The organism is Streptomyces sp. NPDC048370, assembly GCF_043200825.1.
In the GTDB taxonomy this organism is placed as follows: domain Bacteria; phylum Actinomycetota; class Actinomycetes; order Streptomycetales; family Streptomycetaceae; genus Streptomyces.
In genome coordinates, this window is the sequence record NZ_JBICYI010000005.1 from 297,107 (window position 1) to 315,740 (window position 18,634).

General features: G+C 72.5%; 19 protein-coding genes. 8 read left to right on the forward strand and 11 right to left on the reverse strand.

Features of this window, described 5'->3' with window-relative positions; translation table 11 throughout:
- Positions 1–122: 122 nt before the first annotated feature.
- The gene (locus ACGFYP_RS14395; RefSeq protein WP_361966916.1) at positions 123–671 is read right to left on the reverse strand and encodes a DUF1707 and FHA domain-containing protein; all 549 of its coding nucleotides are present in this window, start codon (positions 669–671) and stop codon (positions 123–125) included.
- A gap of 153 nt (positions 672–824) precedes the next feature.
- Between ACGFYP_RS14395 and ACGFYP_RS14400 the strand changes: the two genes are divergently transcribed.
- Together ACGFYP_RS14400 and treZ are read left to right on the forward strand one after the other, a co-directional pair.
- Positions 825–1,814 carry a GNAT family N-acetyltransferase gene (locus ACGFYP_RS14400; RefSeq protein WP_393491913.1) on the forward strand — a complete coding sequence of 330 codons (990 nt, stop codon included), beginning with the start codon at positions 825–827 and terminating at the stop codon, positions 1,812–1,814.
- 80 nt (positions 1,815–1,894) lie between these two features.
- Positions 1,895–3,646, forward strand: coding sequence for a malto-oligosyltrehalose trehalohydrolase (treZ, locus tag ACGFYP_RS14405; protein ID WP_393491917.1), 1,752 nt, complete (start codon positions 1,895–1,897; stop codon positions 3,644–3,646).
- A gap of 28 nt (positions 3,647–3,674) precedes the next feature.
- On the opposite strand, the gene ACGFYP_RS14410 is transcribed toward treZ, so the two are convergent.
- From ACGFYP_RS14410 to ACGFYP_RS14420, 3 genes are all read right to left on the reverse strand, one after another.
- The gene (locus tag ACGFYP_RS14410) at positions 3,675–4,772 is read right to left on the reverse strand and encodes an aminopeptidase P family protein (protein WP_393492326.1); all 1,098 of its coding nucleotides are present in this window, start codon (positions 4,770–4,772) and stop codon (positions 3,675–3,677) included.
- 147 nt (positions 4,773–4,919) lie between these two features.
- A complete protein-coding gene (locus ACGFYP_RS14415; RefSeq protein ID WP_393491921.1) occupies positions 4,920–5,891 on the reverse strand; it encodes a hypothetical protein in 972 nt (323 codons plus the stop codon).
- Positions 5,892–5,942: 51 nt separating this feature from the next.
- Positions 5,943–6,815: a LysR family transcriptional regulator gene (locus ACGFYP_RS14420; RefSeq protein ID WP_393491924.1), complete on the reverse strand. Its 873-nt coding sequence runs from the start codon at positions 6,813–6,815 to the stop codon at positions 5,943–5,945.
- Between the two features lie 262 nt (positions 6,816–7,077).
- Between ACGFYP_RS14420 and ACGFYP_RS14425 the strand changes: the two genes are divergently transcribed.
- The gene (locus tag ACGFYP_RS14425) at positions 7,078–7,800 is read left to right on the forward strand and encodes a hypothetical protein (protein WP_393491927.1); all 723 of its coding nucleotides are present in this window, start codon (positions 7,078–7,080) and stop codon (positions 7,798–7,800) included.
- Between the two features lie 21 nt (positions 7,801–7,821).
- On the opposite strand, the gene ACGFYP_RS14430 is transcribed toward ACGFYP_RS14425, so the two are convergent.
- Positions 7,822–8,457 carry a nucleoside/nucleotide kinase family protein gene (locus tag ACGFYP_RS14430; protein WP_393491930.1) on the reverse strand — a complete coding sequence of 212 codons (636 nt, stop codon included), beginning with the start codon at positions 8,455–8,457 and terminating at the stop codon, positions 7,822–7,824.
- Between the two features lie 46 nt (positions 8,458–8,503).
- Here ACGFYP_RS14430 and ACGFYP_RS14435 point away from each other — a divergent pair, with 46 nt between their 5' ends.
- A complete protein-coding gene (locus ACGFYP_RS14435; RefSeq protein WP_393491933.1) occupies positions 8,504–8,896 on the forward strand; it encodes a VOC family protein in 393 nt (130 codons plus the stop codon).
- Between the two features lie 122 nt (positions 8,897–9,018).
- Here ACGFYP_RS14435 and ACGFYP_RS14440 read toward each other — a convergent pair whose 3' ends face one another.
- Entirely contained in the window at positions 9,019–9,564 is a 546-nt protein-coding gene (locus tag ACGFYP_RS14440; RefSeq protein ID WP_393491936.1) for a TerD family protein, read from the reverse strand.
- A 115-nt stretch (positions 9,565–9,679) separates the two neighbouring features.
- On the opposite strand from ACGFYP_RS14440, the gene ACGFYP_RS14445 reads away from it, so the two are divergent.
- Positions 9,680–10,921 carry a benzoate/H(+) symporter BenE family transporter gene (locus ACGFYP_RS14445; protein WP_393491940.1) on the forward strand — a complete coding sequence of 414 codons (1,242 nt, stop codon included), beginning with the start codon at positions 9,680–9,682 and terminating at the stop codon, positions 10,919–10,921.
- 10 nt (positions 10,922–10,931) lie between these two features.
- On the opposite strand, the gene ACGFYP_RS14450 is transcribed toward ACGFYP_RS14445, so the two are convergent.
- From ACGFYP_RS14450 to ACGFYP_RS14470, 5 genes are all read right to left on the reverse strand, one after another.
- Positions 10,932–11,525 (reverse strand): NAD(P)H-dependent oxidoreductase, encoded by a 594-nt coding sequence (locus tag ACGFYP_RS14450; protein ID WP_393491944.1) that lies wholly within the window; start codon positions 11,523–11,525, stop codon positions 10,932–10,934.
- Between the two features lie 174 nt (positions 11,526–11,699).
- Complete coding sequence (gene msrB, locus ACGFYP_RS14455; RefSeq protein WP_361966880.1) at positions 11,700–12,110, reverse strand: peptide-methionine (R)-S-oxide reductase MsrB; 411 nt, start codon at positions 12,108–12,110, stop codon at positions 11,700–11,702.
- 10 nt (positions 12,111–12,120) lie between these two features.
- Positions 12,121–13,512, reverse strand: a complete 1,392-nt coding sequence (gene murC / locus ACGFYP_RS14460; protein WP_361966878.1) for a UDP-N-acetylmuramate--L-alanine ligase — start codon at positions 13,510–13,512, stop codon at positions 12,121–12,123.
- 381 nt (positions 13,513–13,893) lie between these two features.
- Positions 13,894–14,379, reverse strand: coding sequence for an indole-3-glycerol phosphate synthase (locus ACGFYP_RS14465; protein ID WP_393491952.1), 486 nt, complete (start codon positions 14,377–14,379; stop codon positions 13,894–13,896).
- A gap of 106 nt (positions 14,380–14,485) precedes the next feature.
- Entirely contained in the window at positions 14,486–15,412 is a 927-nt protein-coding gene (locus tag ACGFYP_RS14470; RefSeq protein WP_393491956.1) for a pyrimidine reductase family protein, read from the reverse strand.
- 69 nt (positions 15,413–15,481) lie between these two features.
- On the opposite strand from ACGFYP_RS14470, the gene zapE reads away from it, so the two are divergent.
- From zapE to ACGFYP_RS14485, 3 genes are all read left to right on the forward strand, one after another.
- The gene (gene zapE, locus ACGFYP_RS14475; RefSeq protein ID WP_393491961.1) at positions 15,482–16,552 is read left to right on the forward strand and encodes a cell division protein ZapE; all 1,071 of its coding nucleotides are present in this window, start codon (positions 15,482–15,484) and stop codon (positions 16,550–16,552) included.
- Between the two features lie 34 nt (positions 16,553–16,586).
- Positions 16,587–17,012, forward strand: a complete 426-nt coding sequence (locus ACGFYP_RS14480) for an OsmC family protein (RefSeq protein WP_361964282.1) — start codon at positions 16,587–16,589, stop codon at positions 17,010–17,012.
- A 184-nt stretch (positions 17,013–17,196) separates the two neighbouring features.
- Positions 17,197–18,555 carry an alkaline phosphatase PhoX gene (locus ACGFYP_RS14485; protein WP_393491967.1) on the forward strand — a complete coding sequence of 453 codons (1,359 nt, stop codon included), beginning with the start codon at positions 17,197–17,199 and terminating at the stop codon, positions 18,553–18,555.
- The last annotated feature ends 79 nt before the right edge of the window (positions 18,556–18,634 follow it).

The following is an 18,634-nucleotide window of genomic DNA, read 5'->3' on the forward strand; positions in this document are numbered from 1 at the left end:
GGAGGCGGTACGCGGTCACTGGTGGACTCCCGTGTACCGAAGGGGGGTTACCCCTACCCGTAGGGGAAGTCCCCGGGGCGGAAAAGGGATGCCGGGGAATGGGATGCCGGGGAAAGGAAGGTTCAGCGCACGGAGAGCCGGAAGGACATCTGTCCGAAGCCGACCGCGTCCCCTGCCCTGACCGCCACCGCACCCGTGACCCGGCGTCCGTTGACGGTCGTGCCGTTGGTCGAGCCGAGGTCGCGGAGGACCCAGAGGCCGCCCTGGAGGGAGAGTTCGGCGTGCATGCGGGAGACGGTCTCGTGGCTGAGCCGCAGCCCGTTCACCGGGTCGCGGCCGATCCGCAGCGGGTACGGCCCCGGTTCGGGAAGCAGCAGCTTCGGCAGGCGCTCGGTGTGCCAGGCACGGCCGAGCTTCGCCGTGAACGCGGACATCTTCTCCACCGCCCCGACCACGCGCCGGGTCCAGCCGGACTCGGTCCGCAGATCGGCGGTGAGGAGGGCGAGTTCGTCGGGCGCACGCGCGGCGAGCGCCCGCTCCATCCGGAAGAGGAAGGTGTCGTGCGAGAGCCTGCCCTGCGCGGCACCCTCACGGAGCAGCTCCAGCGCGCGGTCCCGCTCGGCGTCGGAGAGCCGAGCGGGGTGCGTGGAGAACTCGAAAGGGGTCGTCACATCGTGATTGTCGGTCCGAGAGGCCCGAGGTGTCCAGAACGGGGCCTGGGGCACCGTCCCGCCCCACGGCGCAAGGGTCGTCGGGAAATCCCGTACCCGCCCGATCAAGATCGTTGGTACCTTCTCCGCACTCGACTCCCAGGGGGATATGACGTGACCACGTCCTCGACCGACGCGCCCGACGGCGTGATACTCCGCCCGCTCTCCGGACCGGAGGAGCTGGAGCTGTTCTGCCGGCTCAACTACGTCCTCGACCACGAACTCGAGGACGACCTCGCCACCGGCCGCCGCGTGCCCGCGTGGATGTGGGTCGCCCTGCGCGGCGACCGAGTCCTGGCCAGGCTCTCCTGGTGGACCAAGAAGGAGGGCGGCGAGCCGCTCTTCCTCGACTTCTTCGACCTCGACCCCGAACTGCCCGAGCAGGAGCGCGCCGCGATCGGGCTGCGTCTGCTGGAGACGGCGACCGCCGCCGTCGTACCGGAGGGCGCGACCCGCCCCGAGTACAACCGGTTCATGCCGCCGGACTGGCGCGAGGTGCCCGAGACCCGGGCCCACCTGGAGACGCTCTTCGGCGTCCTGAAGGCCTCCGGGGCCCGCCCGCTGGTCGAGCGGCTGCGCCTGGAGTGGCTCCCCGGCACCCCGCTGCCGGAGCCCAAGGGCCGTCTGGAGTTCCGTCCGGTACGCGACCGCGAGGACCTCGTGGACCTGATGACCCCGGTCATGGAGGGCACGCTCGACGCGCACGGGCAGGCCGACCTCGCCTCCGGCCTGTCGCCCCGCGAGGCGGCGGAGCTGCACTACGACGAGGAGTTCGCGCACTACACGTCGCCGCGGGAGTGGTGGCAGGTCGCGCAGTTGCCGGAGAGCGGCGAGCCGGTCGGCTTCGTCGTCCCCGCGCGGAACAACTACAACCACACGATCGCCTACATCGGTGTACTGCCCACCCACCGCGGCAAGGGCTACATCGACGACATCCTCGCCGAGGGCACCCGCGTCCTGGCCGGTCAGGACGTTCCGCGCATCCGTGCGGCGACCGACCTGGGCAACGTCCCGATGGCGAAGTCCTTCGCCCGCGCGGGCTATGTGAACTTCGAGCGGTCGATCGACTTCGTGTGGGACACGCCGGGCGCGGCCGGGTCCTGACTGCCAGGATGGAAGCCGTAGTCGCTGTCGCCGCTGCCGTGGCACAGCGGCGCGAGGACCATCGACGAGGGGATCGGCCGGTGCTGTTCGAGGTGTGGGCCCCGCAGGCCCGTGACCGGGTGACGCTGGAGCTCGAAGGCACCGGACACCCGTTGGAGCGGGACCCCGAGCGGGTCGGCTGGTGGACCGGCGTCGTGCCGGCGGAGGACGGCGACCGGTACGGCTACTCCCTGGACGGCGGCCCTGTCCTGCCCGACCCCCGCTCCCGCCGCCAGCCGGACGGCCCGGACGGCCTGAGCGCGGTCGTCGACCAGTCCGCGTACGTCTGGTTCAACGAGGCACCGAGGCTGCGGCTGCGCGCCGCCGTCCTGTACGAGCTGCACGTCGGGACCTTCACCCCGGACGGGACGCTGGACGCGGCGGCGGAGCGGCTCGGGGAGCTGGCGGGGCTCGGCATCACCCATGTGGAGCTGATGCCGCTCTGTCCCTTCCCGGGTACGCACGGCTGGGGGTACGACGGCGTGGCGCCCTGGGCGGTCCACGAGCCGTACGGCGGCCCGACGGCGCTCAAGCGGTTCGTCGACACGGCGCACGGGCTCGGGATGGGCGTCGTCCTGGACGTCGTCCACAACCACCTCGGCCCGTCGGGGAACCATCTGCCGTCCTTCGGCCCGTACTTCACCGACACCCACCACACGCCGTGGGGCGCGGCCGTGAACCTGGACGCGCCGGGCTCGGACGAGGTCCGCCGCTATCTGCGCGACAGCGCGCTCGCCTGGCTCCAGGACTACCGGATCGACGGGCTCCGGCTCGACGCCGTGCACGCCCTGGTGGACGGCCGGGCGCTGACGTTCCTGGAGGAGCTGAGCGAGGCGGTGGACGAGCTGGCGCGGGAGCAGGGCCGCCAGCACTTCCTGATCGCCGAGTCGGACCTCGCCGACCCGCGCACGACCACCCCGCGCGTCTCGGGCGGCCTGGGCCTCCACGCCCAGTGGAACGACGACTTCCACCACGCCTTGCACACGGCGCTGACCGGGGAGTCCCAGGGCTACTACGCCGACTTCGCGCGCGCCCCGCTGGCCGCGCTCGCCAAGACGCTGACCCACGTCTTCTTCCACGACGGTACGTACTCGAGCTTCAGGAACCGCCACCACGGGCGTCCGGTGGACCGGGTCCGTACGCCCGCGCACCGCTTCCTCGCCTACGCCCAGACGCACGACCAGATCGGCAACCGGGCCCTGGGCGACCGGCTCTCGGCGACCCTCTCCCCCGGGCTGCTGGCGTGCGCTGCGACGGTGGTGCTCACGGGGCCCTCGGTGCCGATGCTCTTCATGGGCGAGGAGTGGGGGGCGACCACCCCCTGGATGTACTTCACCGACCACACCGACGAGGAGCTCGCCGAGGCGGTACGACGGGGCAGGCGGCGGGAGTTCGCGGAGCACGGCTGGGCGGAGGAGGACATCCCCGACCCGCAGGACCCGACGACCCGGGACCGTTCCGTCCTTGACCGTACGGAACGCGAGCGCGTCCCGCACAACCGGCTCGCGGCCTGGCACCGGGAGCTGATCGCGCTGCGCCGCACCCTGCCGGACCTCACCGACCCGGACCTGGCTGCGGTCCGGGTCGCCTTCGACGAAGGGGCCCGCTGGCTGGCGTTCCGGCGCGGGGTGCTGCGGATCGCGGTCAACCTGGGCAAGGAGCCGGCGGAGATCCCGCTGGGCACGAACGGCCGCGACCGGGTCCTCGCGGCCTGGGAACCGGTCGAGGCCCCGGGCGCCGACGGACTGCTGCGGCTGCCGGCGGAGTGCGCGGTGGTCCTGACCGACGGGTGAGGGGGCCGGGCTGCCTTTACCGCGACCGCTACTCGACGATCGCCATCTCGTGCGGCGTGTTGTTGAACCGGTGGCCGCCGCCGTTGCCGTCCGGGCCGCCGTCCTCCGTCGCCGTCACGATGTCCTCGATCCGGACCCCGAAGCGGCCCGGCAGATAGACGCCCGGCTCGATGGAGAAACACATCCCCGGCACGATCGGGCGCTCCTCGCCCTCGACCATGTACGGCGGTTCGTGGGTCGTGACGCCGATGCCGTGGCCGGTGCGGTGGATGAAGTACTCGCCGTACCCGGCGTCCGTGATCACCTTGCGGGCCGCCCGGTCGACGTCCTGGCAGGCCGCGCCGGGCCGTACGGCCTCGAAGCCCGCCTGCTGCGCCTCGCGCACCAGGTCGTGGACGCGCCGCTCCTCGTCGGTCGGTTCGCCGACGTGGACGGTACGGGTGGTGTCGGAGCCGTAGCCGTGCTTGAGGCCGCCGAAGTCGAGGACGACCATGTCCCCGCGCTCGATGACCCGCTCGCCCGCCTCGTGGTGCGGGTTGGCACCGTTGGGGCCCGAGCCGACGACCGTGAAGTCGACCTGGGAGTGGCCGAACCGCATGAGCAGCGCGGCGAGGTCGGCGGCCACCTCGGTCTCCCTGCGGCCGGCGAAGGCGACCTTGAGGATCTCGCCGTACGCCTGGTCGGCGGCGGCGCCGGCCGCCGCGATCCGCTCCAGCTCGTGGGCGTCCTTGACGGCCCTCAGCATCGGCAGCGCCTCGGTCAGCGAGACGTACGAGGTGGCGGGCAGCGCCTTCTGGAGGCCGAGCAGGTGCATGGCCCAGGCGTTGTCGCTGACGCCGAACCTGCCGGCGACGTCGAGGAGCGGGGCGGTGACGGCGTACGGGTCCTTGCCGTCGGTCCAGTCGCGCAGCGTCAGCGCGGCGGCGCCCGGGGCCTTCTGGGCGTCCGGGGCCTCCAGCGTCGGCACGACGAGGACGGGGTCCTGGCCGGCGGCGAGGACGAGGACGGTGAGCCGTTCGGTGATCGCGGTCGGCTGGTAGCCGGTCAGATGGACCAGGTCGGGGCCGGGCGCGACGAGGACGCCGGCGAGTCCGGCGTCGGCCGCGGACTCGGCGGCACGGGTCATCCGGGCGCGGTAGTCGTCAGCGGTGAAGGGCGCGGGCGCGGAGGACCGGGGCGTACCGGACTCGGGCGTACGGGACTGGGATGTACGGGACTCGGGCGTACTCGACATGGGGTCATCCTGCCCGTCGTGCGCGGGGGACGCGACCGCTCAGCGCAGGTCCTGGCCGTGCCCCGGCCCCTGGGAGATGAGGCGTTCGAGCAGCTCGTGGAAGTCCTCGCCGACGACGATCCGCAGCTCCCCGCCGTCCTCGTCGCGGTCGCTGAGCTGGGTGAGCGTGCCGCCGCGCCACCAGAAGACGTACGGGCTGATGGCGCCGGGGGCGTCCTCGTAGCCGGAGGCCGCGAACGAGGCCATCGCGCCGAGCGCGGGGACGATCGTCGTGTCGCGGATCGGGTGGAACGCCAACTGGTGCCGGAACGGCATGGCGACGAGGGCGCCGTGCTCGCCGAGTGCCTGACCGGTGACGCGCCGGGCGACGGCGTCCAGGTCGAGGACGCGGCTCGCGGTGTAGAAGGAGTCGCCGAGGATCACCTCGAAGCTCATGCCGTCGGCGTCCCGTACCGTCTCGTGCCCTTCGACGGGCAACCCGCGCAGGTTGGCGAGCGCCCGGTCGCGCAGGTCGTCGAAGTCGCCGAGGGGTTCGAGCGCCTCGTCGGTGAGCATCATGACGCTCTCGGGGAGGTCGAGGGCGAGGATCTCGTACAGTCCGGGCGCGACGCTCCGGGCGTAGCCGAAGGTGCCGGGGTCGATGCCCTCGCCGCTGACGACGCGCGGGTAGAGCTGGGCGCGGATCTGCTCGGGCCGGAGGGTGTCGAGCGCCGAGGGGCCGTCCATGGTCCGCAGCACCAGGCCGACATGGCGGCGGATCAGCGCGGGCCAGACGCGCGGTCCGCGCCGGTCGTTGTGGCAGACGGCGGCGAGGTTGCCGAGGCCGAACGCGCGGCCGTCGGCATCCCGCACCAGGTCGGCGTAGACGGTGACTTCGAGGCCGAGTTCGGCGAACGCCTCGCGGACGCGGCTGCGGAAGAGGGCGGCCTCGCGGACCGAGAAGTACGAGAACTCGGGGTCCCTGGGCACGTCCTCGCCGTCACGCCGCGGCCCTCGCCTGAACAACCCCACGTCCGCCCACCTTTCCTCTCGCCGTGGCACCAGCCTAGGCCCTGCCCCCGCTCACGTGGTGAGGCGTCGGACCAACTCCGCGGCCGGGCCGCCGGGTTCGGTGCCGGTGTGGAGGAGTTCGACGCGGTGGACGAGACGCGGGGAGAGCAGCGGTACGGCGACGGCTCCCACGATCGCGGCGGCGAGGGAGACGGGCAGCAGCGTCAGGCCGTGCCCCGCGGCGGCCAGGGCGCCGAGGACGCGGCTGTCGGTGCCCTCGTGGCGCAGGGCGGTACGGAAGCCCTGGCCGGCCGGGCCGCCGTGCGCGGAGCGCAGCCGGTCGAGCGGGAGGCCGGCGTCGGGGGCGTCCAGCCAGCGGGCGTCGACGAGGTCGGCGAGGCGCAGGCCGGGGCGGCCGGCGAGCGGATGGCCGGCGGGCAGGACGACGGCGAGCGGCTCCTCGGTGACGCGGGTGGCGGTGAGCGGGGCGACGTCGGGGAGCCGCAACGGGTCGCTGGGGGCGGCCACTCCGTCGACCAGACCGAGGTCGGCCGCTCCGGTCGCGACGGCCGCGGGCACCTCGTCGCGGGGCAGGGTCCGCAGGGTGACGCCGACGGCGGGCAGGGCCGCGAGGGTACGGGGATGCGGGGCGAGCGGGGAGGCGGCGAGGGTCAGCGTCTCGGGCGGCGCGGCGGCGAACCGGGCGAGGTCGGCGCGGGCGGCGTCGAGCCTGAGGAGCAGCGAACCGGCGTGTTCGAGGAGGCGTTCACCCGCCGGTGTGGGGACGACGGGCCGGCGGCCGAGGAGCGGCAGTCCGAGGTCGTTCTCCAGGGCGGCGATGTGCTGGGAGACGGCGGACTGGGTGTAGCCGAGTGCGCGGGCGGCCTCGGAGAAGGAGGCGAGCCGGGCGACGGTGACGAACGTACGGAGGTGGTGCGGGTCCATGGGGTCAGAAGTCCGCGAGGTCCGACATGGGCGGAATCCCCTGCCCGACGATCGCCCTGGGACCCCCGTGACGGTCGCCCTGGTGGGCGAGTTCGAACTGGATCGGATTCACGACGGCGGCTCCCCCACGACACATGTGCGGTGGCGAGGCTACCTCGCTCCCGCCCCTGCTCGGACCACGGCCCCGGCATCAGCATTCGCGATCGGGAGTGCAGGAATCATCGTTGGACGTGAACACGGCCGTCCGTTCAGCATGGTCGTCATGACCCAGACATCGACGCACACCCCCCGTATCGCCCTGGTCGGCGACCGTTCCCCGCACGTGAAGTCCCATGTCCGCATCCCCACCCTGTTCGACGCGCTGGCCGAGCGGGACGGCCTCGTCCTCGACGCGTACTGGATCCCCACCGGCGACGCGGAGGCGCCGGGCGCGGTGAAGGGCTTCGACGCCGTGTGGGTGCTGCCGGGGAGCCCGTACGAGAGTGAGGAGGGCGCGCTCGCGGCGATCCGCACGGCCCGCGAGGACGGCATCCCGTTCCTCGGCACCTGCGGCGGCTTCCAGCACGCGCTGCTCGAGTTCGCCCGTGACGTCTGCGGCCTGACCGCCGCCGCGCACGCCGAGAACGACCCGTCGGCGGCCGGTGACGACCTGCTGATCGCTCCGCTGGCCTGCTCCCTGGTCGGCCACGAGGGTGCGGTGCGGGTGGCGTCGGGCTCGCTCGCGGAGTCGGTGCTCGGCGCCGAGCGGACGACGGAGCGGTACCACTGCAACTACGGCCCGGACAGCCGCCACCTGGACACGCTGCGGGCGCACGGGCTGCGGTTCACGGGCGAGGACGAGGACGGCCAGGTCCGGATCGCGGAACTGCCGGGCCACCCCTTCTTCCTGGCCACGCTCTTCCAGCCGGAGCTCGCGGGCGACGGCTCGCGCCCGCACCCGATCATCCGGGCGCTTGCAAGGGCGGCGACGGAGCACGCGCGCTGACCCCCGGGCCGCGTCGGCCCGCTATGCCATCCGAACGACGAGGCGGGCGCGGTCACGGCCACGGGCGACGAGGCGGGCGTTGGACTCGTCGGAGTCGCGCACCCAGCGCTCGGCGTGGGCGCGGTCCTTGCCGAAGCGGACGTGGCGTTCGACGAGCCGGGGCACCCGGCGGCGGTCGTCGAGCTCCAGGAACCACGCCTCGTCGAGGAGCGGCAGGACGCCGGCCCACGACCCCTCGTCGTGGAGCAGGTAGTTGCCCTCGGTGACGACGAGCGGGACCTCGGGCGGAATGGGTACCGCCCCGGCGACGGGCTCCTCCAGGGTGCGGTCGAAGGCGGGGGCGTAGACCGTGATCCCCGGCTCAGGGGCGCGGAGGCGGGCGAGCAGGGCGGTGTACCCGGCGGCGTCGAAGGTGTCGGGCGCCCCCTTGCGCCCCGCACGGCCGAGCCGCTCCAGCTCGCCTTGCGCCAGGTGGAAGCCGTCCATCGGCACGAGGACCGCGAGGCCGTCGAGCCGGGCGACGAGGCGGGCCGCGAGGGTGGACTTCCCGGCCCCGGGCGCCCCGGCGAGCCCCAGGATCCGCCGCCGGCCGGGGACGGCGAGGAGCCGGGCGCGGTCGGTGAGCTCGGCGAGCGACGGGGCGTCCATGCGGTGCATTGTCGCACCGCGTGGCGCCCGCCGGTCATACGTATAACCTCGTGGTATGTCCTTCATCGCTCTCGTCACCCTCGTCGTCCGTGACTACGACGAGGCCGTCGCCTTCTACACCGACGCCCTCGGCTTCGACCTCGTCGAGGACACCGACCGGGGCGACGGCTCCCGCTGGGTCGTCGTCCGCCCGCCGGGCGGCCCCTCCGGCACGGCCCTGCTCCTGGCCCGTGCGAAGAACCCGGCGGAGGAGTCCGCCGTCGGCGCCCAGACGGGCGGCCGGGTCGGCTTCTTCCTCCACACGGACGACTTCACCCGCGACCACACCCGCATGACCACGGCGGGCGTCCGCTTCCTCGAGGAGCCACGCCACGAGCCGTACGGCACGGTGGCGGTCTTCGAAGACCTCTACGGCAACCGCTGGGACCTCCTGCAACCGACGAGCTGACCGGACGGCGGTCCGCAACGGCCCCTTGGGACGCCCAGGCTTCCGGTGGCGGACCCTCGGCGGAGGTCAGAAAATGGAGGGTCGGATTGTCCGCCGCACAGGCCCCGTCGGCGCGCTCCCGATCATCTCGGCGGACCGCCCCGGCGCAGCGCGCGCAGCCGCTCCGCGGAGAGGTTTCTGACCCGCTTGGTCCTCCCGGATCGGCTCAGCTGATCCAGGACCCCCGACGATGTCGACACTTCCGAAACACGGCGTTGCAGCCAGTCGGACCATTGCGACACCTCAACCGTGGTTGGAGCGTGGTCCTCGCTCTCGGGGCCGGCCATCGCGTCGTACCGCGCGACCGACGTGCCGTCCAGCGCGAACGCCTGCGCGGACAGCCCCCGTACGTCCCGCATCGCGCCGCTCTCCGTCGACCCGACGACGAGCACCCGGGCGATGTCCGCCTCGATCGCCGTGAGTCCGGCCTCGAGCCACACCGTGCCGTGCTCCTCCCCCAACAGGCGCACCCCGCCCGAGGGATGGACCGGCGCGCCGTGGAACACGATGTCGGCGTCCCCCCGGACCCGACCCGTCTCCGTCAGCGGCAGAGCCGCGACATCAACCCCGCCCCGCACCGCGATCCGCAGCGGCACCGTCGGTACGAAGGCGTTGTCCCCCTTGATCATTTCCCCTCCCCGAAATGGATCACTCCTGGATCTTGCGGCCGTCCGGGCCCCCGCGACAAGGCCTGTGGAAAACCCCTCGGGCGCCGGCGACGCGGTGTGCCAGGATGCCCAGGCCATGGCACTCATACGACACCTCCGATCCGCAGCGCCGACCACCGCCGTCTCCGCCGGATTCCTCGCCGTCCTCATCGGCGTCACCAGCTCCGTGGCCGTCGTCTTCACGGCGGCCAAAGCAGCGGGGGCGACCTCCGCCGAACTCACCTCGTGGGTCTTCGCGCTCGGCATCGGGATGGGGGTCACCTGCATCGGACTGTCGTTGCGCTACCGCGCCCCGATCGTCACGGCCTGGTCGACGCCGGGCGCCGCGCTGCTCGCCACCGGTCTGCAGGGCGTGACGATGGCTCAGGCGGTCGGGGCGTTCCTGCTGTCGGCCGTACTCATCGTGATCAGCGGGGTCACCGGCTGGTTCGAACGGATCATGAACCGGATCCCGGTCCCGCTCGCCTCGGCGCTGCTCGCCGGTGTCCTGCTCCAGTTCGGCACGGAACTCTTCACCCAGATGGAACGGAACGGCGTCATCGCCGTCCCCATGTTCCTGGCGTATCTCGTCGGCCGCCGCTGGTTCCCCCGGTACGCGGTCGTCGCGGCGCTCGCCGTCGGGGTCGCGGCGACGGCGTGGCAGGGCTCCTGGAAGCTGGACGGCTTCGAGCTCACGCTCGCCGAACCGTCCTTCGTACGCCCCGAGTTCGACTGGCAGGTCCTGATCGGCGTCGGCCTGCCGCTCTTCGCGGTGACCATGGCCTCGCAGAACCTTCCCGGGGTGGCCGTGCTCCGCAACGCCGGTTACTCCACGCCGATCTCACCCCTGCTGACCTGGACCGGGACGGTCAACACCGTCCTCGCGCCCTTCGGTTGCTTCGGCCTGAACCTGGCCGCCATCACGGCGGCGATCTGCAGCGGCGAGGCCGCTCACCCCGATCCCGGGAAGCGGTACGTGGCCGGCGTCTGGACGGGCGTCTTCTACCTGCTGGTCGGCCTCTTCGGCGGAACGGTCGGCTGGCTGCTGACCGCGATGCCACCGGCTCTCGTCCTCGGCATCGCGGGCATCGGGCTGCTCGGCACGATCGGCGGCTCCCTCACCTCGGCCCTCCGCGACGACCGCCTGCGCGAACCGGCCGTGGTCACCCTGCTCGCGACCGCGTCCGGCTTCACGCTCTTCGGCATCGGCTCGACCTTCTGGGGCCTCCTCGCGGGCGTCCTGACCCTCGCCGTGGGCGACTTCGCCCGGCGCAGGAGCCGCTCCGACGAGCAGCCTCAGAGCGCCGCCCCCGAGGCCGAGGCGGCGAAGAGCCGCTGACCGGTGAGCATCAGATCGAACGCGCAAGGGCCGCCGTGCGGGCCAGGTGCTCGGCCTTGAGGACCGGCCAGCCGCCCGCAGTCGCGCCCGCGGAGCCGCCGAGGACGACGAACTCGCTCGTCCTCGCCCGCTCGCCGATCCGGTCGGTGAGCATGACGGTCCTCATGGCGCGGTAGCAGCCGGAGGCTTCGAGCTCGGCGATGTCGTACCCGGCCGTGCACAGCACCAGGGCCTTCTCGGCCGGCGTGGGGCGGCCGGTGGTCCCCCGGGCGAACCCCACGGTCCAGACGCGGTCGAACCAGCCCTTGAGCCGGGCGGGGCAGTCCGCCCACCACACCGGGTAGACGAAGACCCACGTGCCGGCGGCGGCGAGCCTGGCGTGCTCGGCGGCGACGTCGTCGGGGACGGGCGCGTCGGCGTCGTACCCGGACTCGCGTTCGTACTCGGCGCGCGTGAGTTCCGAGCGGAAGTCCATCGCGTAGAGGTCCGAGACCGTGTACGGACGACCGGCCTCGGTCAGGCCGCCGAGGAACGCGTCGAGCACCTCGCGCGTGAAGCTCCGCTCACTGGGGTGCGCGTAGACGACGTGTACGGGGGTGGTCACGCGTCCACCTCGGGGTGAAAGGAGAGTCGGGGCGGCGGCAAGGGCTCCCGTACGGAGCTTCCTCGCCACCGCCCCATCTCATCGGCCCGTCTCGCGCGGGTCAACCGATTTCCGGCGGACCCGACGCGACCGGCGCCCCACGGCCTACGCCCTACTCCCCACGCGCCCCACGCCCTACTCCGACTCGGGCGTGAGCCGCAGCGAGATGCTGTTGATGCAGTACCGCTGGTCCGTCGGGGTCGGGTACCCCTCGCCCTCGAAGACATGGCCCAGGTGGGAGCCGCAACGCGCGCACCGGACCTCGGTGCGCACCATCCCGTGCGAGCGGTCCTCGATCAGCTCGACCGCCTCGCTCTCCTTCGGGTCGTAGAAGGACGGCCAGCCGCAGTGCGACTCGAACTTCTCCGTCGACGTGAAGAGCTCGGAGCCGCACGCCCGGCAGGAGTACACGCCCTTCGTCTTCGTGTCCGTGTACTCACCCCGGAACGCGGGCTCGGTGCCCGCCTGGCGCAGGACCTGGTACTCCTGCGGGGTCAGCTCCGCGCGCCACTGCTCGTCCGGCTTCTCGACCTCGTACGACGCCATCACATGCTCCTCAGCTCGACAGGCGGGCGAGGATCTCAGGACCGAGGTCCGTGACGTCGCCCGCGCCCATCGTCAGAACGAGATCACCGGGCTTGGCCATTCCCGCCACGACGTCCGGGACCGTGCTCTTGTCGTGCACGGCCGTCACGTCCGCGCCCGCCGCGCGCGCCGCCGTGATGATCAGCTCGCTGGTGATGCCGGGGATCGGGTCCTCGCGTGCCGGGTAGATGTCCAGGACCACGGAGGCGTCGGCGAGGGCCAGGGCGTCGCCCATCTCCTTGCCGAGCTCCTGGGTGCGGGAGAAGAGGTGGGGCTGGAAGACGACCAGGAGCCGGGCGTCCCCCGCCGCGCCGCGCATGGCCTCCAGGTCGGCGGTCATCTCGGTGGGATGGTGGGCGTACGAGTCGATGACCTGCACGCCGGCCGCCTCGCCCTTGAGCTGGAGGCGACGCCCGACCCCGGTGTACGCCGTGAGGGCCTGGGCGAGCTCCGCCGGGTCGATGCCCACGCGGGAACCGGCGGCGAGGGCCGCGGCGGCGTTGTGGGCGTAGTGCCGGCCGGGGACGGAGACGGTGAAGGTGTGCTCGACGCCGTCGAGGACGACGACGACCTCGCTGGTCATGCCGTTCGGGACGATCGAGCGGATCCACACGTCGGAGGTCTCGGACTCGCCGACGGTGACCACGTGCAGGTCGCGGTTGCCGGAGACCCGCCCGGCCAGTTCGCGGGCGCCGGAGTGCTCGCCGACGACGAGGGTGCCGCCGGGGCGGATCTTGGCGGTGAAGGCCTCGAAGGACTCGTAGATCTCGTCCATGGAGGCGTAGTTCGCGTGGTGGTCCAGCTCGACGTTGAGGACGATCGCGACCTCGGGGTCGTACTTCTGGAAGCTGCGGTCGCTCTCGTCGGCCTCGGCGACGAAGACTTCGCCGTCGCCGTGGAGGGCGTTCGTGCCCGGTCCCGCGAGGTCGCCGCCGATGGCGTACGAGGGGTCGAGACCGAGCTCGGTGAGCGCGACGGCCAGCATGGACGTGGTCGTGGTCTTGCCGTGCGTACCGGCGACGGCGATCGCGCGCAGGCCGTCCATGAGGGAGGCGAGCGCGTCGGAGCGGTGGACGACCGGGATGCCCAGCTCGGCGGCGCGGGCCAGCTCGGGGTTGTCGGAGCGGATGGCGCTGGAGACGACGACGGCCGTGGCGTCGTCGGCGAGGTGCGCGGCGGCGTGGCCGATGTGCACCGTGACCCCGAGCGCGCGCAGCGCCTCGGCGGTCGCGGACTCCTTCGCGTCGCTGCCGGCGACCTTCGCTCCCCGCTGGGCGAGGATCTTCGCGATGCCCGACATTCCGGCACCGCCGATGCCGATGAAGTGCGGCCGATCCATGGCGGCAGGGATGGCGGGTGCCATGAGTGTTCTCCCCGGGGGACGACGTACAGGAGGTCCCCAGCCTAGTGGCTCCCTGTGACAGCCCCTGGCTGACGGGGCCCCGGGGACCTGGGCTTCCCTCTCGGCCGGGTTCCGCTTCCCGTGCCCGCTTCCCGTGCCCGCGCGGTCCGCCGCCGCGCCGCGCCGCGCCGCCCGGGACGGGGCGGGCGGCGCGGGACACGGCGGTCGCCGCTACGCCTAGGGCCTGTCCGGCGGATCAGGGTCGGATAGGGCGCGGCGTCTGGTGCGGTCCGTCGCAAGGCGCCGGAGCGTCTCGATAGCGGAGCTATCGGGGCGTTTCGGCAACGCGGCGAGGGGCCGTGCCAGACGCCGCGGCCCCGGCCATGATCCGCCGGACAGGCCCTAGGCGCCCTCCGCCTGGGCACTGTGCGCGAACAGCTTCAGGACCGGTACGCCGACCTTGTGACGGGCCCGTGACGCCCAGTCCCGGTGGAAGAACTCCTCCACGTAGTGCGGGGCCGTCAGGACGATGACCTCGTCGGCCTCGGACTCGTCGACCACGGCCTTCATCTTGTCCAGGGGATGGTCCTCGACCACCTGTCCGACCGCCTCGCAGCCCGCGTTCCGCAGCCCTTGGAGGGAGTACTCCAAGGCCTGCTCGGCGGGGACGCGGGCCGCCTTGCCCTCCGGTTCCTCGCCCTCGCGGGCCGCTTCCTTCAGGTCGCCCATGGCGACGTCGTCGATGGCACGCAGCAGTACATCGGCCTGGTCACCACGGGGTTGCATCAGCACGATGAAGGAGACGTCCTCGTCTCCGTGCAGGGTGGTGACGAATTCCACGTCGACGGACGTGAGGGGCTTCTCGATCATCAGAACGCTTGTGAACACCTCAGGAGCCCTTCTGCGGAAACCATCCTTCCCCGTGCCCGCACGGGGTCTACGGGGGTAAGTGTGCCCAGCGGAAGCTAACCGGAACGAGAAATTCCGCCTCTTGTCAGATCCGACGGTAGCGGGTGAAAAGGAACCCGGCCTCTTCCAGCACCGATGCCACGGCGAACCGCTGCGGGACGGCCACGGACGGCCCTCCGGCGATGCGCTGCGCGCTGCCCGCCGTCATCGTCGGCGAGACCGTCAGACACATCTCGTCGAGCACCCCGGCGGCCACGAACTGACCCAGCAGCCGGGGGCCGCCCTCGGTCAGCTGCCGCCGGAGGCCCCGCTCGGCGAGCGCCGCTGTCGCGCGGGCCGGCTCGACGCCGGGCCCGTCGCCCGCGATCACCACCTCCGCCCCGGCCGCCCGGGCCTCGGCCACCCGGCCGGCGGGCGCCGCGGCGCCGGTCAGGACCAGGGTCGGGACCAGGGGATCGGTGTAGAGGGGCAGCGTGAAGTCGAGGTCGAGGGAGGCACTGACCACGGCGATCACCGGCGCGGGCCCCTGCCCGGCCGCCGCCCGGCGGGCCGCGAAGGCCTCACGCGCGCGTGCCGGGCGGTACCCCTCCTGGCGTACGGTCTGCGCGCCGACGACGATCACGTCGGCGAGGCCGCGCAGGGTGCCGAAGATCCGCATGTCGCTGTCGGAGGAGAGCGGCTGCGAGCGGCCGTCGTGCTGCCCGGCGCCGTCGAGCGAGGAGACCATGTTGGCGCGCAGCCAGCTCTCGCCGGGGGCGAGGTCCGGGTACGCGTAGGCATCGGCGAGCTCGTCGAGGGACCACTCCCTGTCACGGAGCGCGTCACGGTCGGTGGCGTCCCGACCGGTGCCGTCACGACCGTTGGCGTCGCGCGCTGTGGTGTCACGGCCGGTGCCGTCACTACCGGTGACGACACCGGTGGAGGGGGCACCGCCGGTGGCGTCGCGCCCGGTCTCCTCACCGCCCCGGGCGTCGATGGCTGTCATGTCCGTCACAGGGAACAGGCGTCGCATCCTCGCAGTCTGACACGGCGCATAGAGTGGGGAACTGTGTCGACCCGTGCCTCCCATGCCCCCCGCGTCATGACCGAAGCGGCTTCCACCGAAGCGGCCCCGGTCTCCCTCTGCGCCCGGGAACCCCATGTCCCCGCCGACCGCCTCGTCGCGGAGATGGTCCCGCCGCCGCGCTTCGACTCGGTGCGCTTCGACACCTACATCCCGGACCCGAACCAGCCCAGCCAGACCGACGCGGTCAAGGTCCTGAGCTCCTTCGCCGAGGGGCTCGGCGGCGCCCACGCCTCCGGCTCCGGCAAGCGCCGCTGGTTCGCGAAGAAGCCTGCCGCCCCCAGTGGGCCGCGCGGGGTCTACCTCGACGGCGGTTACGGCGTCGGCAAGACCCATCTGCTCGCCTCCCTCTGGCACGCGACGCCCGCCGAGCCGGGACTCAAGGCCTTCGGCACCTTCGTGGAGCTGACGAACCTGGTCGGCGCGCTCGGCTTCCAGCAGACCGTGCGGACCCTGAGCGGACACCGGCTGCTCTGCATCGACGAATTCGAACTGGACGACCCGGGCGACACCGTCCTCGTCTCCTCCCTCCTCAGCAGGCTGGTCGAGTCGGGCGTGGCGCTCGCCGCCACCTCCAACACGCTGCCGGGGAAGCTGGGCGAGGGCCGGTTCGCCGCCGCCGACTTCCTCCGCGAGATCCAGGGCCTCTCCGCGCACTTCCGTCCGCTGCGGATAGACGGCGAGGACTACCGCCACCGCGGGCTGCCCGAGGCGCCCGCCCCGTACTCCGACGAACAGGTGACGAAGGCGGCGTACGCGACCCCCGGCGCCTCGCTCGACGACTTCCCGCACCTGCTCGACCACCTGGCCAAGGTCCACCCCAGCCGGTACGGCGCGCTCACCGACGACCTGTCGGCGGTCTGCCTCACGGACGTGCAGGCGATCCCGGACCAGTCGACGGCGCTGCGGCTCGTCGTCCTCGCGGACCGGCTGTACGACCGGGAGGTCCCGGTGCTCGCCTCCGGACTCCCCTTCGACAGGCTCTTCAGCGAGGAGATGCTGAAGGGCGGGTACCGCAAGAAGTACTTCCGGGCGATCTCCCGGCTCACGGCCCTGGCACGGGACGCGAAGGGCTTGGTCGAGCAGTAGGTTGGGGGCCATACCCGATCGAAAGGGATTCATCATGGCCGCAACCCGTACCGCCCACACCGTCTGGCAGGGTGACCTCCTCAAGGGCAACGGCGTCGTCACCCTCGACTCCTCCGGTCTCGGCTCGTACGACGTCTCCTGGCCGGCCCGCACCGAGGAGCCGAACGGCAAGACCAGCCCCGAGGAGCTGATCGCCGCCGCGCACTCCTCCTGCTACTCGATGGCGTTCTCCAACATCCTGGCCAAGAACGACACCCCGCCGACTCGCCTGGAGACCAAGGCCGACGTCACGTTCGTGCCCGGCAAGGGCATCACGGGCAGCCACATCACCGTGCGCGGCGAGGTGCCCGGCCTCGACAAGGACACGTTCCTCGAGCTCGCCGAGGACGCCAAGAAGAACTGCCCGGTCAGCCAGGCGCTCACGGGTACCACCATCACCCTGACCGCCGAACTGGTCTGATCCGTACGACTCCTGACGCCGAGTCAGGCCGAGTCAGGCCCGAGTGGGGCCGAGCGACGCCGAGTGAGGCCGAGAGGGACCGTGTCGGCCCGCATGGGTTCACGTGTCACCAGAGTGCGTGATACACACATGCGGGTCACACGTCACACCTCTCTGTCCGCCAACAGAAGTGGGTTGCCTCGGCATGTCCGCAACACGACGTCAGATCCTCTCCCGCACCGGCGCCTCCGTCGCCGGCATCGCCTTCTCCGGCGCCCTCGGCGAGCTCTTCGCCGGTACGGCCGCCGCCCGGGGTCACGCCGGCCACGGCCCCCTCGTCCCCGACCCCGCCGGTCTCCTCGACCTCCCCAAGGGCTTCCGCTACACGGTCCTCTCCCGCGAGGGCGACCCCCTCCGCTCCGGCGAGGGCCGCGTCCCCAGCAACTTCGACGGCATGGGCGCCTTCGCCGGCCGCCGGGGCCGCGTCCACCTGGTGCGCAACCACGAGAACCGAGCCACCGGCAGGATCGGCGTCCCGACGGTCGAGGGGCTGACCTACGACCCGGCCGCCAAGGGCGGCTGTACGGCGCTCACGCTGGACGGCCGGGGCGAGGTCCTCGACGAGCGGGTCGCGATCGCCGGCACCGCCGTCAACTGCGCGGGCGGGCCGACCCCTTGGGGCACCTGGCTCACCTGCGAGGAGACCGAGGACCGGGCCGGGACCAACGGCTACACGAAGGACCACGGCTTCATCTTCGAGGTCGACGGCGCCGACCCGTGCCGCACCGGAGCCGTACCCCTCACGGCCATGGGCCGCTTCCAGCACGAGGCGATCGCCGTCGACCCGCGCAGCGGGATCGTGTACGAGACGGAGGACGCGTTCGAGAAGCCGTTCGGCCTCTTCTACCGCTTCCTGCCCGAGAAGCCTCTGGGCGGCCACGGTTCGCTGCGCGCGGGCGGAGCCCTGGAGGCGATGCGGGTGCCGGGCCTGCCCGACCTCTCGGTGATCCAGGAGACCGGGGCGAGTTTCGACGGCGTCGAGTGGGTTCCCGTACCGGACCCGCAGGCGGCCGAGACGCCCATCAGGCTCCAGGACTTCGGGCCGCGCGGCATCACGCACGCGCAGAAGCTGGAGGGCTGCTACTGGGGCGGCCGGTCCGTCTACTTCGTCTCGTCCTTCGCCCGGACCGCCGACGGTTCGGGCGCCACGCACTTCGGCCAGGTGTGGAGATACGAGCCGGACCGGCGCCGACTGACCCTCGTCGTCGTCTTCGGCCCGAGCACGGACATCCAGCTGCCGGGCGAGTCGCCGGACAACATCTGCCTCGCCCCGAGCGGCGGCCTGATGGTCTGCGAGGACGGCGACGGCGCGCAGCACGTGTACGGCCTGACCCGGAAGGGCGAGGTCTACGCGATGGCCCGCGGGGCCCAGAACATCGGCACGCCGCAGGCCCCGGAGTGGGGCGAGTTCGCGGGCGTGACGTTCTCCCCCGACGGCACGACCATGTACGTCAACTGCTATACACCCGGCACGACGTTCGCCGTGCGGGGCCCTTGGTGCTGACGTAGCCGCCCGACGCCCGGTCGCGCCGCCGCGCTTTCCGTCGCAGGATCGGGGGAAGGCGCGGGGCGGACGGGAAGGG